Origin of the sequence: Enterococcus cecorum, assembly GCF_052119425.1 — a bacterium.
Taxonomy (GTDB): domain Bacteria; phylum Bacillota; class Bacilli; order Lactobacillales; family Enterococcaceae; genus Enterococcus_E; species Enterococcus_E cecorum_C.
The window spans coordinates 18,577-40,828 of sequence record NZ_JBQKFH010000001.1 but is presented as its reverse complement, the minus strand read 5'-3'; the positions used below and the strand labels follow the sequence as shown (position 1 = coordinate 40,828).

The window sequence follows — 22,252 nt, the reverse complement described above, 5'->3', positions numbered from 1 at the left end:
CCTCACTTTTCTTTTTTCTGAATGGATTGCACCTGCGCTTGAATTGTACCATCGGCATAATGTACGGTAATTTCTTGGTTAGGGGCTAATTGTTCAACACTTTTAACCACTTGCTCATCCACTGTTGTATAGCTAAATCCACGCTGCATGGTTTTTAGAGGACTTAATAAATCCAGTGAAACCAAAGCTTGATTGAAGTCTTGCACTTTCTTTTGGAAAAGTAGTTGCATTTGACGTTGCAAACTTTCCGTTAGATATCCTAGCTTTTGTTGCTCATTTTGCAAACGATGACTAGGTGTTTGTTGGACTAAACGTTGACTTAATTGTTGATAGCGACGTTCTTGTTGATGGACTTGACCTTGCATGCTACTCGTTAGCCGCTGTTGCAATTGGTCAAGTTTTTGCGATTGCGCCTCATAAAGACGATGCGGTTGGGCAAAGACATAACTTTGTTGCACCCGATTTAAGCGTTGATTTTTTAATTTCAATTGATTGGCAAAAGCTTGCATTAAACGCATCTTTTGTTGATCAATCTTCATTATTTCTTCACTTAACACAGGCACTGCAAGTTCGGCCGCCGCAGTTGGGGTAGCTGCCCTGACATCCGCCACGAAATCTGCAATCGTCGTATCTGTTTCATGACCCACCGAAGAAATAATGGGTGTCTGACAAGCAAAAATCGCTCTAGCTACTTTTTCTTCATTAAAAGGCCATAAATCTTCAATCGAACCCCCGCCACGTCCGATAATCAAGGTATCAAAATTGCCCGACTCATCGGCACGCTTAATATTACGCACCAAATCATCGGCGGACTGATCCCCTTGCACGACGGTCGGATATAGAATAATTTGGGCAATCGGATAACGTCTATTAATCGTCGTCATAATATCACGAATCACCGCCCCAGAAGGACTTGTAATGACCCCAATACGTTTTGGAAATCTTGGTAAAGGCTTTTTCGGTGCTGTGAACAAACCTTCTTTAGATAACTTTTCTTTTAATTGTTCAAAAGCTTGATATAGTGCCCCGATGCCATCTGGTTCCATATGCTCAATCGTAATCTGATAACTTCCAGAAGCTTCATACACCGAAACATAACCGACCACTAAGACTTTCATCCCATCTTGGACATCGAATTTCACCCTACTAAATGGTCCTCGAAACATCACGGCCGATATTTTCGCATGGTCATCTTTAAGTGAAAAATACTGATGGTTCGGTCTTTTTCTAAAATTTGAAATCTCCCCTGTTAAATAAACACGTTTCATGTAAGGGTCATTATCAAATTTCGTCTTGATATAACGCGTTAAGGCACTCACCGTTAAATATTCTGGTTGACTCAACGAACATTTTCCTTTCTCTTAGCCGCATCAATCGTTTGGCGCATCAACATCGTAATCGTCATCGGGCCCACGCCACCTGGAACCGGCGTAATGTAGCTAGTCAACGGTGCGACTTCATCAAATTTCACATCACCTGTTAATTTATTATTTTCATCGCGATTAATTCCTACATCAATCACAACTGCGCCTTCTTTGACAAAATCAGCGGTCACAAAATTCGCACGACCAATCGCTACGACTAAAACATCTGCTTGTTTCGCTACTCTAGGAAGATCCTTGGTTTTCGAATGGCAAATCGTCACTGTCGCATTTGCTTGTAGTAAGAGGTGTGCCATAGGTTTACCAACAATATTACTGCGGCCAATAATCACAGCATTTTTCCCAGCTAAATCTATGCCCGAAAGTTTAATTAACTCCATGATTCCGGCTGGTGTACATGGAATCATCGTAGGTTTGCCAGCAAAAAGATTTCCTAAATTCATTGGATGGAAACCGTCGACATCCTTAGCTGGATCAATGGTATCAAGCACTAAATCTTCATTAATATGCTTTGGCAACGGCAACTGTACTAAAATGCCGTGAACCTTATCATCATGATTCAATTCTTCAATTTTAGCAATCAAATCTGCTTCACTAGTTGTTTCAGGTAAACGATACACGACCGAATACATACCAATATTGTTTGCTGCACGTTCTTTATTACGGACATACACTTGACTTGCTGGATCTTCACCAACTAAAATCACGGCTAGTCCAGGTTGTAGTCCCTTTTCCTTCAATTCAGTTACTTCTTGCGTCATTTCCTGCTGTAATTTTTGTGCCAATTCTTTTCCATTCAATAAATGCATTTATTAGAACCCCTTTTTATTTTTTAGATTTAAAAAACCGAAATTCCCCCGATTTGTGTTTCCAAATTTGAGAAATTTCGGTCTAACCTACTTATGCTTGTAATTCTTGATTCACTGCAGATAAAAGACCATTGACAAAACGACGCGATTTTTCATCACTAAAGGTTTTTGCCAATTCAATTGCTTCATTTAAAGCAACATTATTCGGTACATCGTCTACATATTTCATTTCAAAAATTGCTAAACGTAATATTGTGACATCCATTTTTGCTAAGCGGCTAATCTTCCAACCTGGTTTTAAGTGGTTTTCAATTAATTGGTCAATGGTCGCTTGGTTATCGCACACACCGCTGACTAATACATCTAAGTATGGCGGCACAAAACTAGCTTGTTCATCATCTAATTGGTCCACTAAATTCAATTCAATTGCATGGTTAATCGCCGCTTGTTTCGTTAAATCTTGGTTAAAATTTAACGGAAACAAAGCTTGAATGGCCATTTCACGGATTTGATGTCTGGATAATTCTTTATTCATTGTCGTCCTCATTATCATCAAAAAGTTCGTCTAAATTCACTGCTTCTTGCTTTTCAGGAATAACTGCTACAATATGCACATTGACTTGAGCTAAAGTCACATCAGTCATGAATAAGACTTGTTGTTTGATACGTTGTTGGATTTCGGTCGCTACTTTAGGGACAGAAACGCCATATTTTACGCTCACATAAGCATCTACTTGGATTCCATCTTCAGTGTTTGATAGATAAACGCCTTTACCATAGACACTACGACCAAGCAATTCTGTTACATTATTAGCAAAAGAACCTTGCATTTTATATACGCCCTCAACTTTAGAAGCAGCAATCCCACTAATAATTTCAATAACTTCAGGGGCGATGACGATTTCGCCAAGTTCATCTTGGACATCTAATTTTAAAGCTTTTTCATCAGCCATCTCATTTCCTCCAATTCTAACAGATAGTTATCATTCACAACTATTTTATCATTTTATGCGCTGATAATCTATAGCTTGGTGTAATTCTAACAAGATTATAAGAGAATTAATTCTTTTGGTGCATGTGTTAAGACTTCATTGCCAGTTTGGGTAATCAATAGGTCGTCTTCAATACGTACCCCACCAACACCCGGTAAGTAGATACCTGGTTCATCTGTAATAATATTTCCTGGCACAAAAGCTTTCTCTGCTCTGAAGGATACATTTGGCCCTTCGTGGATTTCTAGACCAATCCCATGACCCGTTGAGTGACCAAAAGCTTCACCATAGCCATAAGAAGCAATATGATCACGAGCCACTGCATCCAATTGAACGCCAGTCATGCCTGGTTTAGCAGCTTCGATGACTTTTAATTGAGCTTCCAATACCACTTGATAAATTTCTTTTAATTTTTCTCCAGGATCGCCAATTGCAAACGTACGAGTCATATCTGAAACATAACCTTGATAGTAGCAACCAAAGTCAATCGTAATTAAATCATTTTGTTCAATTAATTTTTCACTTGCAACACCATGTGGCATAGCTGAACGTAAACCACTTGCCACAATCGTATCAAAGCTGACACCACTTGCACCTAAAGAACGCATGAAGAAATCCAATTCGTTTGCTACTTGAATTTCGCTCATGCCTGGTTTTACATAGTCAAGAATGTGTAAAAAGGCTTTGTCCGCGATTTCGCAAGCTTTTTTCGTGATTTCGACTTCTTTTTCATCTTTAATTTCACGTAAAGATTCAATTAATCCGCTCACTGGCACTAAAGAAGTTTCGTGGATTAGATCTTCTAATTGATCATAATCTCTGACAGTCACAAAGCTTTCTTCAAAGGCTAGATTCTTCAACTCATCTTGTGTGCAAATCTTAGCTACTTCTTCAAAGATTGGACCAGTATTTTTCACAATGGTATAGCCTTTTGCTTGCATCGCTGCTTGTTCAGTATAACGGAAGTCAGTGACAAAGTAGGCATTATTTAATGTAATCACGGCTAAACCTGTTGTTCCTGTAAAGTTTGTTAAGTAGCGCAAATTATATGGGCTAGTCACTAAAAAAGCCTCTAAATCATTTTCTCTCATTAATTTGCGTAAGTTTTCTACTCGAATCATCATATCTACCTTCTCTTCTCTAAGATATTTTTAATTCTAACACAAAAAACACATTAAATCATTGACTTTGCACGATTTAATGCGTTTATCTCGAAAAAATTAAGTTTATTTGTTTTTGCCAAATTTTGCCTTGATGCTTCGAGAAAAGATTTGGAAAAAACTCAGCGAACGGCGCATTTTCTTTTTACCGATATGATCTTGAATGGCACGTAAGACTTTCTTTGGATTTTTTGCAGCAAACTGATAACGTCCATTTTTCTTGGTTTGGACCGCAAAACGAGGAATCCACTTTCCTTTAAATAGAACCGTTGCCATCACAAATTCCACTTCTTCCCAAGGGATTTGAATATATTTACGCACATCTTGATCATCATAAAATTCAAAAGCCTTATCACCAACCATGATTTTGCCATAGTTTGCTAGGCCCATAAAGGATGTCGCATTCACTGTTAAATCTACTTTTGTATTTAAAGATTGCACCATATTTCTCACCTCGCCATTAGCATAACATAATTAGTAAAAAGAAGCGAGAACCAATTTGATTCTCGCTTCTCCAATAAACGAATAGTAGTAATAATGAATTATAATAATCCGATTAAGTGTCCAACGATACCAACGATGAATAATGCAATGATGATTACGATTGGAGAAACTTTCTTCTTCAATAACCACATACATAAGAATGTTAATAGCAATGGAACTAATCCAGGAATTAATGAATCCAAGTTTCCTTGTAAAGTTTGTTGTTTGATTGGACCAAATGCCATACCGCTTTGAACTTGTTCAAATAAAGTCTTCATACCTTTACCAGACATTTCAACTTTATCCCATTCAATGTAAGCACCTTTTGATAGTTTGATATTAGCGATAACTGGTGTGAACTTGATAGATACCCAACGTTCAACCAAGGCTGCTAATACGAACATACCTAAGATAGAAGCCCCTTTAGTGATGTCTTGTAATAAACCACCTGATAAGTCTTCAGTAATCTTAGAACCAGTACGGTAACCAAATTCTTGTGTATACCACATGAATCCCCAACGAATGGCATTCCATAATACGAAGAATAAGATTGGACCTAAGATGTTACCACCTAAAGCTAGAGAAGCACCTAAAGCCCCTAACATAGGACGTACAGTAAACCAGAATACTGGGTCACCAACACCGGCTAAAGGTCCCATCATACCAACTTTAACCCCTTGAATTGCAACGTCATCGACAGCTGCACCGTTGGCACGGTCTTCTTCAAGTGCTAAAGTAACCCCTAATACTGGAGATGCTACGTATGGGTGAGTGTTAAAGAATTCTAAGTGGCGTTTTAAAGCCGCTTTACGATCTTCAGGATCTTTATATAATTTTTTGATTGCTGGAATCATTGCATAACACCAGCCGCCGTTTTGCATACGTTCATAGTTCCAAGAACCTTGTAAGAAAGTTGAACGCCATGCTACAGCCAAACGATCTTTTTTACTTAATTCAATTCTTTCAGCCATTACTCATTTTCCTCCTTCTTAATAATCATTTAAAATGTCGCCTAGAGGATCACCTGATCCACCGTTACCGCCAGCAGAACCAGCATTCTTAGTTAATTGTAGGTATAGTAATGCTAAAGCAACACCGATTACCCCTAAACCAATTAATGTGATTTGTGTAATTGCAGCGATAACGAAACCAAGCATGAAGAATGGCCATACTTCGCGAGATGCCATCATGTTGATAACCATTGCATAACCAACGGCAACAACCATACCACCACCGATTGCCATACCTTCGTTTAACCAAGCTGGCATAGCTTCAAGTAAAGCTTGCACACGTTCAGCAGGGATCATTAAAAGTAAAGTAGCAGGGATAGCGATACGTAAACCTTGCATACAGATAGCAACTACTTGCCACATTTCGATAGCACGAATGTTACCAGCTTCAGCAGCGCGGTCCATTGCATGCACGATAGCAACGGCTAAAGTACGAGCGATCATAGTTAAGAATAAACCAGCAACAGCTAGAGGCATTGCAATAGCGAATGCAGAGTCAACACCTTTAACTCCTTGACCACCTAAAGCTAAGATAATTGCAGAAGCAACAGAAGCTAAGGCAGCATCTGGTGCTACGGCAGCCCCGATGTTTGCCCAACCTAAGGCAACCATTTGTAAAGAACCACCTAAAATAATTCCGGCTTCTAAGTTACCGGTTACTAATCCGATTAAAGTACAAGCAACTAATGGTTGATGGAATTGGAACTCATCTAAGATACCTTCCATTCCGGCTAAAAAGGCAACCACTACGACTAATACCATAGAAATAATAGACATAATAAACCTCCTATATAAGTCCTTTATTTGGTAAACTAAGCATTACCAAGCTCTGATTTTGCTTTTTGTAGTAAAGCATCCATATTGTCTTTGTTATCATTTGGTACTTTACGTACATCAAACTTCACGCCAGCTTTTTTCATTGTTTCAAAAGCTTCAACGTCTTTAGCATCCATTGACAATACTTTATTGACTAATACTTTACCAACAGAGTGAGCCATTGAACCAACGTTAACTTCTTTAATGTCAACGCCACCTTCAATTGCACGGACTACATCTTGTGGGTTTTCAAATAATAGTAAAGCCTTTGTATTACCAAAACGAGGGTCTTTAGCGACTTCAATCATTTTAGCAATTGGAATAACGTTTGCTTTTACTCCTGGAGGAGCAGCCTGTTCAATTAATTTCTTACGTAATTCATCTTTAGATACAGCATCTGAAACAACGATGATACGTGTTGGTTGCACTGCTTTTGTCCAAGCAGTTGCCACTTGACCATGTAATAGACGTGAATCAATACGCGCCAAAGCAAATTTGATTTTTCCATCACCTAACACTGTTCCAGGTGGGATTGCGCCTACAGGACCTTGTTGTTGAACTGCTGCCTTTTCTTCAGCTGGTTCTAACTCTTCAGGTTTCACTTTCACACCATCTTTTGCTGTAGCAATGATGTGTGCTGCGATTTCATGCGCAGTATTCATAGAAAAACGTGAAGCATAAGCTTCGATTACCATTGGTAAGTTCATACCTGCAACAATTGCCCATTTATCTTTGTGTGCTTCAAGCAAGTTATTTGCTTGGTTAAATGGTGTACCACCCCAAAGATCAACTAAGAATAAGACTTCATCTTGATTCTCAAATGTAGCAATGGCTGCTTCCATTTTTGCTTTGACATCATCTGGACCTTCGCTAGGCATTAATGTAACAGCAGCAACGTTTTGTTGTTCACCAAAAATCATTGAGCCTGATTGTAAAATACCATTTGCAAATTCCCCATGACTTGCTAGGATAATTCCTACCATCTTCATACCTCCTACTGAATAAATTAACCTTTCAACCAACAATTATTTTTATTTCACATCTTTGAAACGATAAAGTAAATCCATAAAGTTTACCTTGCGATCAGCTGGCACCTGCCTGACCTCCAATTCAATCCCTTTCCCATACAAATATTGGAAAGATCGGACATCATCTTCATCTAGTGATATTACATTGGTCAACATCTTTTTTCCTGGAGAAAAACGCATGCCACCGATATTCACTGACTGGATGGGAATGCCTGCTTGTACCAGTCGTTCGATGTCTTGAGGACAAGTAAATAATAACATGACCTTGGTATTGATAAATAATACATTATGAAATACCTCAAACATCTTATCGACAGGGACAACATTCGCCTTGACGCCTGGTGGAGCTGCTTGATTGAGTAAAAACTTTTGCAACTCATCTTTCGCTACCGTATCACTCACAACAATGATGCGTTCAATACCGGTTTCCTTCGCCCATACTGTCGCAACTTGGCCATGAATCAGACGGTCATCAATTCGAACTAAACGGACATCCATACTAACTGCTCCTTTGAAACTTTTAGAAATACAGTATCTTTCAATCCTTAGTATTTCCTCCCTCCTTTGTATCCACCTTAATATAAGCAAGATGTGTGCCAACTTTCAAAACGATACACTACTTAAAAAAAGCTTAAAAATCAACAAAAAAGCGATACACTACAAAAGATACACTAATTGTATTTTAGTGTATCTAGTGTATCGCTGTCTTGACTGTATTATTTAGACTGTACTCTTGCACGATGATTTTCGATTAATTCTAAAAGATAATACTCTTCCACAGGTAAAATATCGATATTTAGCGCTCTGGCAAGACTTTGAGTAGCCAAATGAAGTTGCTCATAGGCTGCATTTCCATAAAGTTTGCCTTGATAGCCATCTGGTGGTGTTAAGGTACGGTGTAATACATTGCGCTCTAGCATATTGCCACAATGCAAGATAAAATTAATCCGAAATCCTTTCAACTCCTCGGTAAACTGCCATTGTTCAATCACTTTATCCGCAAAGTTCCACAAAAGATCGATGACTTTCTTTGGATTGATAAAAGTGACATTGCGCTCTAAAAATTGAATACACAATTGGCGCGTATCATCTTCATCGACATTTTGCTCGAGTTGTTTCTGATCTAAATCAAGTAATTCATCTTCTATTAATAATTGGTCTAATAATTGATCAATATCCGCATCAATAAATTGTTCTAAAGTAATAAATGGCACTGGAATATTTGGTTGGGCAATTCCGGTAGTCGCAATCACTTGATAACGCTCCATGATTTCTGGTAATTTTTGATTCACTTGAGCAATAGATGAAGTCACAATCGTTAAATCCGTACCTGGACGTTTTTGCAATGAATACTCTAAAATTTCTTTGATACGTTGGGCGGTTCCTTCTCCAGAAGCACAAACAGCTAAGATAGCTTTGGTCTTTTTGATATCAGTTGTACTTTCATGATCAATATGACCATATCCACGAAAATTACGCATTGTTTCATAAATACTATCTAAATCCGTCCCCACCATCGAAGCCTTACGCACAGCTTCTAAAACAACGGCGGTAGTGACCATATCGATGGTGCGCACACGCACATTGGTGTGACGATAAATTTCTTGAGAGAAAGTCGCAAGTGAACCCATGTCTACTAATAAAAGAACGCCACTACCATCATTAACTTCTAATACGGCTTTCTCGATTTTTTCTAACGCAACTTTCGGAGACATATCTAAAGGCATATCTACAGCCCTTAACTGCTCAACGCCTAGTAACTGCGACACCACTTCCACCATACTCGAGGCCGAACTACGACCATGCGCAGCGACCACGACTCCGATTTTTCCTGCAGATGGAGTGGATTTCAGCGAAACGAGTAAAGCCGCTAAATAATAATCTTCACTTTCCAAAATCGTTACCGAAAAAGCTGCTTCAATCATTTTACGAATTCTTTTAGCCAATTGAAATTCTTCAGGATAATCGCTAATCATGGTACGAATATTGTCGTTAATCTGGCGTTGCTCCCCGAGGTTGAGTTTCTTCAAAAGACTGCTGATATGCAAACTAAAAGCATAAATGAAATTCGCCTGATATTCGATGTTCAATTCACTTTCGACTAACTGATAAATCTCGCGCGTCACTTCAATTACACGCTGATCCACCAATTCAGCTAACTTATTATCAGATTGGAAAGAAAACTGATGATGCTTATAAAATGATTTCAAATGAATATTAATATCGGTCTTGATAAAATGGTTAATCGCTTCTTGATCGATTCCTTCTGCTTTTAACAAGGCTGCTTTATCGCCAATAATATCATACAAATTATACGGCAACTCATACGAATCAGTATTAATATCCACGATACTTTCATTTGGCTGAACAATTAATTTCGGTACCAAATATTTTTGCAACTGAGCTAAATGGTCTCGTTTATTCGCTAAAACAATTAACCCATTTTTGATTCCTTCTGATAAATCATGCAAATCTATATCAATTTGTGTCTGGTTCATATGATTTAAAAAACCGCGCGCACAGATTAGTTGGACATTCGATTTCAGCTGCCCGATATTCCCAAAACTCACACTACCTAGTAATGCTTTGACCACATCTTCTGTCAAGGTAATCGTGCGTTGGATACGCTTGGCTTCTTGTGCAACCATCACACGAACAAGATCAATTTGCTCCATAGCTGGTCGATTTTCAAAAGCTGGCAATTGAATATTAATCGGAATCCGTCTGACAAACGTATCTAATAATGCCGAAGTAGGATCTTCCGTAGTCGCCCCAACAATTCGTACGTCCGCTTGATGCTTTTTACCCGTCTCACCCAAACGACTATACGTACCATGATCCATAAAGTAAAAAATCATCTCTTGCCCCTCAGGAGGGAGTCGGTGAATTTCATCTAAGAAGAGCATCCCGCCGTTTGCTTGGTCAATAACCCCTTCTTTTTCATCATCGGCACCGGTAAACGCACCCTTAGCATACCCAAATAAGTGACTCATCAGTAATTCTGGGTTATTGGCATAATCGGCACAGTTAAAAACAATCATATCCTTATCTTGAGGAACTACATGATTATCCTTGGCAAACTGAAACATCGCATGCGCAAAATAAGTCTTCCCTGAACCAGTCGGACCTGTAATCAAACAATTCAACCCCCGTGGCGGATATAAAATCGCTGCCTTTGCCTGTTCGACCGCATTTTTCATACTTCCTTTTATCCCAATAATTTTTGAGAAGATATCTACTTGATTAGATGTATCAGGAAGTTGCGCTATGTTTTCTACAGTTGGTTTACTTACAACTACGGAAGCATCCTTATAAGAAGTAGCTGAGATTTCTTTTTGTGTCTGTACCATATAACGTACAGGGCGACCTTCTAACTTCATCAAGCGCTCTTGCCGGACCAACTCATTCAAATCTTTACTGGCATTCGTCCGCTGAATGGCTAATGCTTCGGCGACTTCATTGGTTGTCACACCAGATAATGCTAGTTGCGAACTAGTCAATAAGGCCGTCTGCTCATAGACATACTGATAAATTCGTTCCATTCGTTTACTCAACAATCCTCACCTCACAACAAAAACTACTATTATATATACTTTTTACAATTCACCAAAAGGGATAAATGGTGCTGGCTGAGACGGTAAATCTCTTAAAGTCTTTTGCATCCAACAAACATCGTACCATCGACCAAATTTATAGCCAATTTGCGCAAAATGTGCAACTTTACGATAACCTAGCTTTTCATGAAAATGCTCACTGGCCCCATTTCCCGCAGTAATACAAGCTGTTAACTGATAGACATGCTGCTTAGATAAATAGGACTCTAAGGCAGTATATAATACTTTACCATAACCACGCCCATGATTTTCTTGGTCTAAATAAACGGTCACTTCCACAGACCAATCATAAGCGCTCCGTCCCTTATAAGTTCCCGCATAAGCATAACCAACAATATAGCCTTGCTCGTTTTCTAAAACTAAATAAGGATATTTGGTTAAAGTTTGCGCGATTCTTTGAGCAAATGTTTCAACACTTGGCACCTCATATTCAAAAGTAATCGCCGTATCTTCTACATATGGACGATAAATCTCGACTAACCGTGCAGCATCCTCTACTTTGGCAACCCTTATTTTCATCATTCATCACTCCAAAAAAAATTATACATTTATTATATCGTGAAAAACTATAGAAAACAAACGCTAATCACATGTATAAAAAAACTACCGGAGGCTATGGGAGTTCAGCCATCCGAGAGTTTTATTTAAGCATTATTTTTCTTCTTTGTTACGACGTTTGAAGAAGGCTAATCCTAAACCTAGGCTTGCAAAGATGCCACCTAACCAGCTTGGTAAGACAGATTGACTACCAGTTTGAGGTAGGTGACCACGAGTTGTACCTCTAACAGTACCACGTCCAGTAGAAATACCCTGTACATCACCACGGCCAGATAAGCTGCTTGCACGTTTCGCAGTTACTTTAAGTTTGAAGTCTTTTGTTTGTCCATCTTTTGTAACATGGACAATCACTTCAAAGGTACGTGAAGTTTCGCCATCTTTCCAATCAGTTACTTTTGGTGTACCCACGATACGGTTTTGGTCATTTAAAGTTAGACCTCTAAGATTATCTGGTAATTCAAGCGTCACCTTCGTATCTTTGTCAGCACCTTTAACGATTGGTTGAGTTTGCACAGCTTGACCATCAGTGACAGTAATGCTATTTACTGCTAAATCAACACCCGTTAAGCCATCAGCTTGTGGATGACTATTTGGATCTAATGGGTCAGTACCTGCAGCGATTTCTTCTTTATCACTGTAGCCATCGCCGTCGGTATCTGCTTTGGTTGGGTCAGTACCATGCGCTTTTTCTTCGCCATCAGTTAGGCCATCACCGTCTGTGTCGGCTTTATTTGAATCGGTACCGTCTTTGATTTCTTGTCCATCATTGACGCCATCGCCATCCGTATCTGCTTTATTTGGATCAGTGCCGTGTGCTTTTTCTTCACCATCACTTAAACCATCCCCATCGTTGTCTGCTTTGGTTGGCTCTGTGCCATTCTTGACTTCTTCACCATCAGAAACACCATCGCCATCGGTATCAGGGTTCTTAGGATCAGTACCATGCGCTTTTTCTTCTTCATTACTCAAGCCATCGCCATCAAGATCATTTGGTGTAGACTTAGGATCAGTAGCATCAGAACCAGCTTTTTCTTCCTCTTTATCAGAGTAGCCGTCGCCATCGCTATCTTTATCATAGCTTGGATGACTATTTGGATCTAATGGGTCAGAACCTGCATCGACTTCTTCTTTATCCGTGTAGCCATCGCCATCGGTATCTTTGCTATTTGGATCTGTGCCACGGTCTTTTTCTTCGCCATCTGTCAAGCCGTCGCCATCGCTATCTGCCTTATTAGGGTCAGTACCTGCAGCGATTTCTTCTTTATCACTGTAGCCATCGTCGTCGGTATCTGCCTTATTAGGATCAGTACCGTGGGCTTTTTCTTCGCCATCTGTTAAGCCATCACCGTCTATGTCGGCTTTATTTGGATCGGTACCGTCTTTGATTTCTTGTCCATCATTGACACCATCGCCATCACTATCCGCTTTGGTTGGGTTAGTATCATTCTTCACTTCATCTGCATCAGAGATACCATCGCCATCCGTATCTGCCTTATTAGGGTCAGTACCATTCGCTTTTTCTTCGCCATCAGTTAGGCCATCACCGTCTGTGTCGGCTTTATTTGGAGCAGTACCGTCTTTGATTTCTTGTCCATCATTGACACCATCGCCATCACTATCAGCTTTATTAGGATCAGTGCTGTGTGCTTTTTCTTCACCATCACTTAAACCATCACCATCGCTATCTGCTTTGGTTGGGTCTGTGCCGTTCTTGACTTCTTCACCATCAGAAACACCATCGCCATCTGTATCTGGGTTCTTAGGATCGGTACCATGGGCTTTTTCTTCCTCATTACTCAAACCATCGCCATCAAGATCATTTGGTGTAGACTTAGGATCAGTAGCATCAGAACCAGCTTTTTCTTCCTCTTTATCAGAGTAGCCGTCGCCATCGCTATCTTTATCATAGCTTGGATGACTATTTGGATCTAATGGGTCAGAACCTGCATCGACTTCTTCTTTATCCGTGTAGCCATCGCCATCGGTATCTTTGCTATTTGGATCTGTGCCATGGTCTTTTTCTTCGCCATCTGTCAAGCCGTCGCCATCGCTATCTGCCTTATTAGGGTCAGTACCATCTTTGACTTCTTGACCATCTTTGACCCCATCGCCATCTGAATCTGGATTGAATGGATCAGTACCTTTTTGTGCTTCTTCAGTATCAGTTAAACCATCATTATCAGCATCTTCATCTGTGATATTTGGTTTAGCATCCCCATCTGTGTTACGTAAGATACGTACAGGCACTTCAAAGGTTTGGTCACCCACTTGCACAATGAATTTCACATCGCGCGTCGTGTCATTCTTATCAGCTTTCCAATCAGTAACAACTGGTGAACCTGTAAGTGTACCGTCTGCATTTAGGATTAATCCTTTCACATTGGCAGGACGGCTAATGACTGACATCTTACCATTGTAGATTGTGACTGCTTGAACTGGTTTGTTAATCATCACTTTTTCTACTAAAGGTTCGATAATATTGACAACTGCATTAGGTTTGACTTCATCCGTTGATTTATTCGGATCTTTTGGTGCTGAGTCATTCACATCTAATACACCATCATTATCATCATCGGTATCTTTCACATCTGGAATACCATCGCCATCTGTGTCACGTAAGATTGTAAACGGTGCAGTCACATTTTGTTTTGTACCATCTTTCTTCGTTACTTCGATGACAGCTGTAGTATTACGGACTTCTTCTCCTTCTTGCCAGTTGGTTACTTTAGGTGTACCTGTTAAGTTTCCATTTTCAACCGCTAAACCAGTCACACCATCTTCAAATTTCGCACCAGTCGTAGTTTGACCTTCTGCTAATTCGATTACCTTCGTACCAGGTTTCACTGCTTGACCTTCTGTTAATGGATCAATATTTAAAGCAGGTGCTACGGCTTCAGGCGCAGCATCTGGGGTCTTAGGATTCTTATCTTCACCATCTAAGTAACCGTCATTATCATCATCTTTATCCGCCTTATCTGCAATACCATCGCCATCAGTATCACGTAAAACTGTTAAAGGTACGTTGATAGTGTATTCACGACCATAGCTGTCCGTCAATGTAACAGGAATTTGGAAAGTACGTTCTTCATCTGTTCCCCAATTACTTACTTTAGGTGTACCTGTGATTTGACCATTTTCATCAATACTTACACCAGATAATCCTTCAGGAAGTGCACCTTGTTTCACTGGAGAACCATCTTTAGTTTTCACAACATTTGTTGGTGTCATTGGTTTGTTTTCCAAGACTGGTGAGAGAATAGTTGTGTCTGCTAAAGTCTTAGGATCGACAAGTGGGGTTGGTGTCTTGCTATCTGGGTCTTTCGCATCTGGAATACCATCATTGTCATCATCTGGATCAGTCACATCAGGGGTACCATCGCCATCGGTATCACGTTCGATTGTTACAGGCACCTTGACTGTTGAAGCATGGCCGTCTTTATCTGTTACCGTAACAGGAATAGTGATATCTTTGGTTTCTTCGTCGCCTTTCCAAGTATCCACTTTTGGTGTACCTGTTAAGTTGCCGTCTTTATCCACTGTTAAACCATTGACTTCAGGTGCGGTAATCTTATTGCCATCTGCTGTGTCGACTGCTTTGGTGCCAGCTGGAACTTTTTGTCCTTCAGTTGCTTTCAAGCCATCTGTCACAGTGACTGGTACATCAAAGATAGTTGGATTCTTGTCTTCGTTATCTTTCACACCATCGCCATCGGTATCATCGTTCTTAGGATCTGTACCATTCGCAAGTTCATCTTGATCAGAGATGCCATCATTATCATCATCGGCATCTTTCACATCTGGTGTACCATCACCATCTGTATCACGTTGAATCGTTACAGTGATTTCAGCATCGGTAGAACCTTTATCTCCTTCAGATACAGTGACTGGAATCTTGACTTCGCGTTCTTCTTCGTCTTTACCCCAATCATCAACTTTTGGTGTACCTGTCAAGTTACCATTTTCGTCGACGTTCACACCATTGACACCATCTTTGTCTTTTGGTGTTACAGTTGCGCCATCTTTGGTTTCGATTGCTTTAGTACCTTCAGGAATTTCTTGACCTTCTGTTACGGCTAAGTCATCCACTGGATTGGCTTTGACATCATATTTAGTAGGATTCTTATCGTCCTTATCATTGATACCATCGCCATCTGTATCGGCCTTCTTAGGATCAGTACCTTTGCCAGCTTCGTCCTTATCATCGATGCCATCATTATCATCGTCAGTATCTTTGACATCTGGTGTACCATCGCCATCTGTATCACGTTGGATGGTTACTGGAACTTCTGCATCCGTTGAACCTTTGCCGTCTTCTGTGACAGTGACTGGAATCTTGACTTCACGTTCTTCTTCGTCTTTGCCCCAATCATCAACAGTTGGTTTACCTGTTAAGTTACCATTTTCATCGACATTCACACCATTGACACCATCTTTATCTTTAGGTGTTACGGTTGCGCCGTCTTTCTTTTCGATTGCTTTAGTACCTTCAGGAATTTCTTGACCGTCTGTTACGGCTAAGTCATCCACTGGATTGGCTTTGACATCATATTTAGTAGGATTCTTATCGTCCTTATCATTGATACCATCGCCATCTGTATCGGCCTTCTTAGGATCAGTACCTTTGCCAGCTTCGTCCTTATCATCGATGCCATCATTATCATCGTCAGTATCTTTGACATCTGGTGTACCATCGCCATCTGTATCACGTTGGATGGTTACTGGAACTTCTGCATCCGTTGAACCTTTGCCATCTTCCGTTACAGTGACTGGAATCTTGACTTCACGTTCTTCTTCGTCTTTGCCCCAATCATCAACAGTTGGTTTACCTGTTAAGTTACCATTTTCATCGACATTCACACCATTGACACCATCTTTATCTTTAGGTGTTACTATTGCGCCGTCTTTCTTTTCGATTGCTTTAGTACCTTCAGGAATTTCTTGACCGTCTGTTACTGCTAAATCATCCACTGGATCGGCTTTGATATCGTATTGCGTTGGATTCTTATCCTCGTCATTCTTAATGCCATCACCATCTAAATCTTCTGGTGTAGAATCTGGGTTGGTTGGGTCTGAACCATTGTCTTTTTCAGTGTTATCTGAGTAACTATCGCCATCTGTATCACGTTCAATGACTACTGGCACCATGACATCACGAGTCTTACCATCACCAGACACAGTGACTGGAATTTCGACTGTACGTTCAGTTTCGCCGTCTTTCCAATCCGTAACAGTTGGTTTGCCTGCTAAGTTACCATTGTTATCAACTGACACACCGTTCACTGGTTTAGAAGTAATCGTTGAACCAACATCTGTAGTTACCGCCTTGATTGCATCTTTACCTGTTGGTAATTCTTGACCATCTGTCGCTTTCAAGTTTTCAGCAACATCTGCACGTAAATCAGAAATTGTTGGGTTTGGATCGTCTTTATCAGGGATACCATCATTGTCACGGTCACGCAAGACAAGTACTGGCACACTTACTTCTTTCGTATGTGTTTCGCCTTTCGCATCAGTCACCGTTACTTTCACTGGGATAGAGACTGTTTGTGAAGTTTTGTCGCCACTCCAAACAAGGTCTTTTGGTGTACCTGTTAAGTCGCCATTGGCATTCACTGTTAAGCCTTTTGTTTCTGTCGCAGTAATGGTTGCACCTGGATTTGTTTCAATCGCTTTTTTAGGTGTGACTGCTTTGTTTTCAGTTGCTTCAAGACCTTTGACTGGATTTGCTTTGACATCGAACACAAGAGGATTTGGATCTTCTTTATCGTTTAAGCCATCACCATCGGTATCTGGGTTCTTAGGATCTGTGCCTTTAGCCTTTTCTTCGCCATCGTTTAGACCATCACCATCTGTGTCAGCTTTATTTGGATCAGTCGTGTCTTTGACTTCTTGACCATCGTTGACACCGTCACCATCGCTATCATCTTTGTTAGGATCAGTCTTCGTTTCGTTAACTTCTTTTCCATCATTTAAGCCATCGCCATCTGTATCGGCTTTATTTGGATCGGTTGGATTGTCACTTTTGACTTCTTCCCCATCCTTCAAGCCATCGCCATCTGTGTCGGCTTTATTTGGATTGGTTGGATTGTCACTTTTGACTTCTTCCCCATCTTTTAAGCCATCGCCATCTGAATCTGGGTTCTTAGGATCTGTGCCTTGAGTCTTTTCTTCGCCATCGTTTAGACCATCATCATCTGTGTCAGCTTTATTTGGATTAGTCGTGTCTTTGACTTCTTGACCATCGTTGACACCGTCACCATCGCTATCATCTTTGTTAGGATCAGTCTTCGTTTCGTTAACTTCTTTTCCATCATTTAAGCCATCGCCATCTGTATCAGCTTTATTTGGATCGGTTGGATTGTCACTTTTGACTTCTTCTCCATCCTTCAAGCCATCTCCATCTGTGTCGGCTTTATTTGGATTGGTTGGATTGTCACTTTTGACTTCTTCGCCATCTTTTAAGCCATCGCCATCTGAATCTGGGTTCTTAGGATCTGTGCCTTTAGTCTTTTCTTCGCCATCGTTTAGACCATCATCATCTGTGTCAGCTTTATTTGGATCAGTCTTCGTTTCGTTGACTTCTTGACCATCGTTGACACCGTCACCATCGCTATCAGCTTTGTTAGGATCAGTCTTCGTTTCGTTAACTTCTTTTCCATCATTTAAGCCATCGCCATCTGTATCGGCTTTATTTGGATTAGTTGGATTGTCACTTTTGACTTCTTCTCCATCCTTCAAGCCATCTCCATCTGTGTCGGCTTTATTTGGATTGGTTGGATTGTCACTTTTGACTTCTTCGCCATCTTTTAAGCCATCGCCATCTGAATCTGGGTTCTTAGGATCTGTGCCTTTAGTCTTTTCTTCGCCATCGTTTAGACCATCACCATCTGTGTCAGCTTTATTTGGATCAGTCGTGTCTTTGACTTCTTGGCCATCATTGACACCGTCATGGTCACTGTCAGCTTCATTAGGGTCTGTACCGAGTTCTTTTTCTTTTTCATCTGACAAACCATCGCCATCTGAATCACGTAACACTGGAACTTTGACAGTGACAGTGGTAGATTCTTTACCATCTTTAGAAACCGTTACTGGAATTTCAACAGTACGGCGAGGTTCTCCGTCTTTCCAGTCGTTAATCTTTGGTGTACCTGAAACTTTACCATCTTTATCCACTGTTAAGCCATTCACTGGATCAGTTGGAGGAGTAATGGTAGCACCCTCTTCAGCTTCAATGGCTGGTGTAGATTTAAGCTCAGTATTTTCAACTACTGGTTTAATTGTCTTATCAGTAGCTGTTACCTTATCTTGACGTTCTACAACAATCGGGACTTCTATAGTCTTTTCAGCACCATTATCATCCACAATTGTTACCGGAATATTCACCATACGAGCAGGTTCGCCTTCTTGCCAATCTTCAATGACAGGTTTACCAGTTACAGTGCCATCTCTATTAATCGTTAAATCAACACCATCGGCCTTAGCTGGTTCTTTGATTGTATATGGTTCGTTAACCGTTACTGCTTTAGTATTTGCCGGAACATCTGTATTATTCGTTACGGTTGGTGTTTCGAATGCGTAAGGAACGTCACGGTAGATTAATGTATCAGACTTAGGTAAAGCACCGTCTTGTTCTTTATCTTTCACTTCAACATAAATTGTTTGTCCTACTAAAGTCTTTTGTAATTCATCAGATGGTGTAAGTGATACTGTACCGTCTGCATTGACCTTGGTAGGCATTTGTTTAGCCGCATCATTAGTTGGTACCCAGGCATTACCTAATTTTTCATAAGTATAAGTAACGTCTTTACCTGTTGCGTCTTTGGCATGGATAATCATACCATCGCCATCGTCATTATTGGCTTTAGGATCAATGTTACCTACTACTAAATCTTTACCACTTTGCGTAATGGTTGGTGTTTCAGTTGCTGCAGTATCAAGTAATACATTTGTTTTAACTGGTTCTAATTGTTTACCATCAACCACCGCTGTAGCCACGACTTCATCGTTTTCATTTAAAGCCATGCTTTCTGGAACATTTGCGATAAATTGTTTTTTATTTTCTGGATTACGTGTAGCGACAATTTCTTTACCATTAACAGTTAATTTCACGCTGCTTGTTTTATCAGGTACATCGACTGTGATTTGTTTGCTAGTCGTGTATACAGGTTCAATATGTGGTCCTTGTAACATCGGAACGGTTACTTCTGCAGGATCAGCACCATATTGAGCTGTTGAGAATGTGATTGGTGTGTCTTTCTTAATATGACCATCTGCATCTAGTAATTCAGCTGGGATGTTAGGCACTTTAGACCAATCAATAGTGAATTTTGCATATTCTGTTGTCGCGCCATCGTCACCTACTTTTGCAGAATCGATTGTAATGGCTTCTTTTGGAATTTCAAATTTTTGGTCTTTGTTATCACCATAAGTCAAGCTTACTTTGAAATCTTCAGGCTTTGTACCAGCTGGAACGGTACCGGTCATTTTAGATTCTGTATTGTATGGTGATTCTACAATCGCTGGAGAAGATACACCCACATAGCGTTCGGTCGATAACTCAGGGATGCTGAATGGACGTGTTCCATCATTGCCGGCATAAGTACCACCATCTTGCCATGCACGTAAGATTAACTTATCTCCTTTTTCGAGACTAACCCCATCAGGTAATTTGAAAGTCTTTGTATTCTCGTTTGGCCCAATAATTGTACCACCACTATTGACCGTCCCTAGACTAGAATCGATTGGGTGAGTCCCACTGAATTTAGAAAGAACGTAAGCGCCTGATTTGTACATACTACCTGAATCATAGAAATCGTCTCGACTTAAATTATAAGCTTCTGTTCCTTTTTTAACCAAGATGACATCCATGACACGGTTATGCCAATCTTTCGTGTTAAGCGTAATTTCTGTTTGACCAGCCTTAATTTCTTGGTTATTCCAGACTGGTGGTGGTGTATTTACCCCTGTACCAAAGAATTTATAATGATCATGTCCATAACTTGTTTTATTCGATGTGTATGCAGCACGTGTAACGTCTAAATTAGAAAATTCCGCGCCATCTTCCTTACCATCGCCATCGGTATCTTTGTTATATGGATTGCTACCGATATATTGTTCGGTTTGATCCATTAAACCATCACCATCGGAATCACGAATTTCAAAATAAGCTGAACTCAACGTATTACTTACATATTCATATCCCGAATTATCGGCTGCCGGTATCGCAAACATATCTTCAAATTTAAACAACTTACTTGTTGCACGTGTACCATCAGGATTTATTAACAAATTAGTAGGATTTCCATTCAAATATAACACTATTTTTCCCGCTTGCATGTTTGCATTATTAAGTTGAAAATAATGATCATGAATGTTCCCATCTGGTCCATCATCAGCAATAAATACCGCACGATTCTTACCAAATCTATCTGTCAAACTTCCCCAAGTGGTTCCATTTAATACCTCTTTCGGTCTACGGTAAGAGTCATCTGCAGCTTTATATATCGTTTGAATTGAATTAGGGGGATCAGATTCGGTCGGATTCTCATTGGTAGAAGCTTGTGGATCTGTAGACCATATCGCAGCTTCAATATTTTGACCTTCTATTTGTAAATTATACCAAGAATTTCCTGATAGCCCTTCACGCATGATTTCAACACGACCAACATTTCTTTGAATTATAGGATCAGTCATTAATAAGTTAACCAACTGGGTTGAATAACCTTGAGACCAAGTTGCTGGCTTATATCTGACATCAACAACAATCGCATTATATCTAGGATCATAAGTTAGTATCATATCCGAATTATTTGCGACAAATTCTCCACCACTTTTGGCAACAGATTTTAATGGACTAGGGTTATTATCATTCACCGATGATGACAGCACTTTGCGAACACATCCATTAGACATGATATCACCATTAGGACCATATGTAACCATTTGCAAATAGCTTTCAATTCCATTTTTATCGTTTTCGTCAATCAAAGTTTTTACATCTTGGTCAAATTCTATATACATTGGAACAAGCTGTTCAGATTCTTCATTACCAATAAATAATCCTTGCTCTGGTGAATCTTTGTGACCCCAAGCGTATTCTGGCCATTTCAAATCTTTATCAGCATCTTTATTTATCATTTTAAAGTAATAAGCATCAGAATCTGGACCTTTTTGAGCAATTCGATCATAATCATTTATGGCATCTTTGCCACCTTGAGCTTTTGGATAATTATTTCCCCCATAATATCCTTCATCATAAAATTGCGAACGAAAATCAGTAACATGTTCCTTGAGTGTATCATTGAGCTTAAATGCAAACCATCCAGATTTATTCGGTACAAGGTTAAAAGATGTCTTACTTGTTTTCGCTAAATCAAAATACAAACGTTTACCATCAATAC

At 39.9% G+C, this 22,252-nt stretch carries 13 protein-coding genes; all 13 read right to left on the bottom strand.

From position 1 onward, the window contains the following. Positions 1-2 precede the first annotated feature (2 nt). The 13 genes from xseA to ACTQZM_RS00080 all read right to left on the bottom strand — a co-directional run bounded on the left by xseA (position 3) and on the right by ACTQZM_RS00080 (position 22,235). Positions 3-1,343 carry an exodeoxyribonuclease VII large subunit gene (gene xseA / locus ACTQZM_RS00140; protein WP_441652507.1) on the bottom strand — a complete coding sequence of 447 codons (1,341 nt, stop codon included), beginning with the start codon at positions 1,341-1,343 and terminating at the stop codon, positions 3-5. Next, positions 1,340-2,191 carry a bifunctional methylenetetrahydrofolate dehydrogenase/methenyltetrahydrofolate cyclohydrolase gene (locus tag ACTQZM_RS00135; protein ID WP_441652506.1) on the bottom strand — a complete coding sequence of 284 codons (852 nt, stop codon included), beginning with the start codon at positions 2,189-2,191 and terminating at the stop codon, positions 1,340-1,342. Before ACTQZM_RS00135 ends, xseA begins: the two co-directional genes overlap by 4 nt. Positions 2,192-2,282: 91 nt before the next feature. Then, on the bottom strand, positions 2,283-2,726 hold the full coding sequence (nusB, locus tag ACTQZM_RS00130; RefSeq protein ID WP_441652505.1) for a transcription antitermination protein NusB: 444 nt from the start codon (positions 2,724-2,726) through the stop codon (positions 2,283-2,285). Continuing rightward, the gene (locus ACTQZM_RS00125) at positions 2,719-3,144 is read right to left on the bottom strand and encodes an Asp23/Gls24 family envelope stress response protein (protein WP_016251177.1); all 426 of its coding nucleotides are present in this window, start codon (positions 3,142-3,144) and stop codon (positions 2,719-2,721) included. The genes nusB and ACTQZM_RS00125 overlap by 8 nt, the downstream gene beginning before the upstream one ends. Positions 3,145-3,239: 95 nt before the next feature. Next, positions 3,240-4,307, bottom strand: a complete 1,068-nt coding sequence (locus ACTQZM_RS00120) for a M24 family metallopeptidase (RefSeq protein WP_441652504.1) — start codon at positions 4,305-4,307, stop codon at positions 3,240-3,242. Between the two features lie 102 nt (positions 4,308-4,409). Continuing rightward, the gene (locus ACTQZM_RS00115; RefSeq protein ID WP_441652503.1) at positions 4,410-4,787 is read right to left on the bottom strand and encodes a DUF956 family protein; all 378 of its coding nucleotides are present in this window, start codon (positions 4,785-4,787) and stop codon (positions 4,410-4,412) included. A 98-nt stretch (positions 4,788-4,885) separates the two neighbouring features. Then, the gene (locus ACTQZM_RS00110; RefSeq protein ID WP_113827086.1) at positions 4,886-5,797 is read right to left on the bottom strand and encodes a PTS system mannose/fructose/sorbose family transporter subunit IID; all 912 of its coding nucleotides are present in this window, start codon (positions 5,795-5,797) and stop codon (positions 4,886-4,888) included. Positions 5,798-5,815: 18 nt separating this feature from the next. After that, on the bottom strand, positions 5,816-6,613 hold the full coding sequence (locus tag ACTQZM_RS00105) for a PTS mannose/fructose/sorbose transporter subunit IIC (RefSeq protein ID WP_113784589.1): 798 nt from the start codon (positions 6,611-6,613) through the stop codon (positions 5,816-5,818). Between the two features lie 35 nt (positions 6,614-6,648). After that, the gene (locus ACTQZM_RS00100; protein ID WP_208922313.1) at positions 6,649-7,635 is read right to left on the bottom strand and encodes a mannose/fructose/sorbose PTS transporter subunit IIA; all 987 of its coding nucleotides are present in this window, start codon (positions 7,633-7,635) and stop codon (positions 6,649-6,651) included. A gap of 48 nt (positions 7,636-7,683) precedes the next feature. Further along, positions 7,684-8,178, bottom strand: a complete 495-nt coding sequence (locus ACTQZM_RS00095; RefSeq protein ID WP_441652502.1) for a PTS system mannose/fructose/N-acetylgalactosamine-transporter subunit IIB — start codon at positions 8,176-8,178, stop codon at positions 7,684-7,686. 218 nt (positions 8,179-8,396) lie between these two features. Continuing rightward, on the bottom strand, positions 8,397-11,234 hold the full coding sequence (locus ACTQZM_RS00090; protein ID WP_441652501.1) for a sigma-54-dependent transcriptional regulator: 2,838 nt from the start codon (positions 11,232-11,234) through the stop codon (positions 8,397-8,399). 42 nt (positions 11,235-11,276) lie between these two features. Further along, positions 11,277-11,813, bottom strand: coding sequence for a GNAT family N-acetyltransferase (locus ACTQZM_RS00085; RefSeq protein ID WP_441652500.1), 537 nt, complete (start codon positions 11,811-11,813; stop codon positions 11,277-11,279). A 132-nt stretch (positions 11,814-11,945) separates the two neighbouring features. Further along, positions 11,946-22,235, bottom strand: a complete 10,290-nt coding sequence (locus tag ACTQZM_RS00080; protein WP_441652499.1) for an LPXTG cell wall anchor domain-containing protein — start codon at positions 22,233-22,235, stop codon at positions 11,946-11,948. Positions 22,236-22,252 lie beyond the last annotated feature (17 nt).

Coding starts and splice junctions, on each gene's coding strand:
- ACTQZM_RS00085 (WP_441652500.1), bottom strand. CDS start 11,813: ATGAAAATAAGGGTTGCCAAAGTAGAGGATGCTGCACGGTTAGTCGAG.
- ACTQZM_RS00115 (WP_441652503.1), bottom strand. CDS start 4,787: ATGGTGCAATCTTTAAATACAAAAGTAGATTTAACAGTGAATGCGACA.
- ACTQZM_RS00095 (WP_441652502.1), bottom strand. CDS start 8,178: ATGGATGTCCGTTTAGTTCGAATTGATGACCGTCTGATTCATGGCCAA.
- ACTQZM_RS00110 (WP_113827086.1), bottom strand. CDS start 5,797: ATGGCTGAAAGAATTGAATTAAGTAAAAAAGATCGTTTGGCTGTAGCA.
- nusB (WP_441652505.1), bottom strand. CDS start 2,726: ATGAATAAAGAATTATCCAGACATCAAATCCGTGAAATGGCCATTCAA.
- ACTQZM_RS00135 (WP_441652506.1), bottom strand. CDS start 2,191: ATGCATTTATTGAATGGAAAAGAATTGGCACAAAAATTACAGCAGGAA.
- ACTQZM_RS00105 (WP_113784589.1), bottom strand. CDS start 6,613: ATGTCTATTATTTCTATGGTATTAGTCGTAGTGGTTGCCTTTTTAGCC.
- ACTQZM_RS00120 (WP_441652504.1), bottom strand. CDS start 4,307: ATGATGATTCGAGTAGAAAACTTACGCAAATTAATGAGAGAAAATGAT.
- ACTQZM_RS00100 (WP_208922313.1), bottom strand. CDS start 7,635: ATGGTAGGAATTATCCTAGCAAGTCATGGGGAATTTGCAAATGGTATT.
- ACTQZM_RS00125 (WP_016251177.1), bottom strand. CDS start 3,144: ATGGCTGATGAAAAAGCTTTAAAATTAGATGTCCAAGATGAACTTGGC.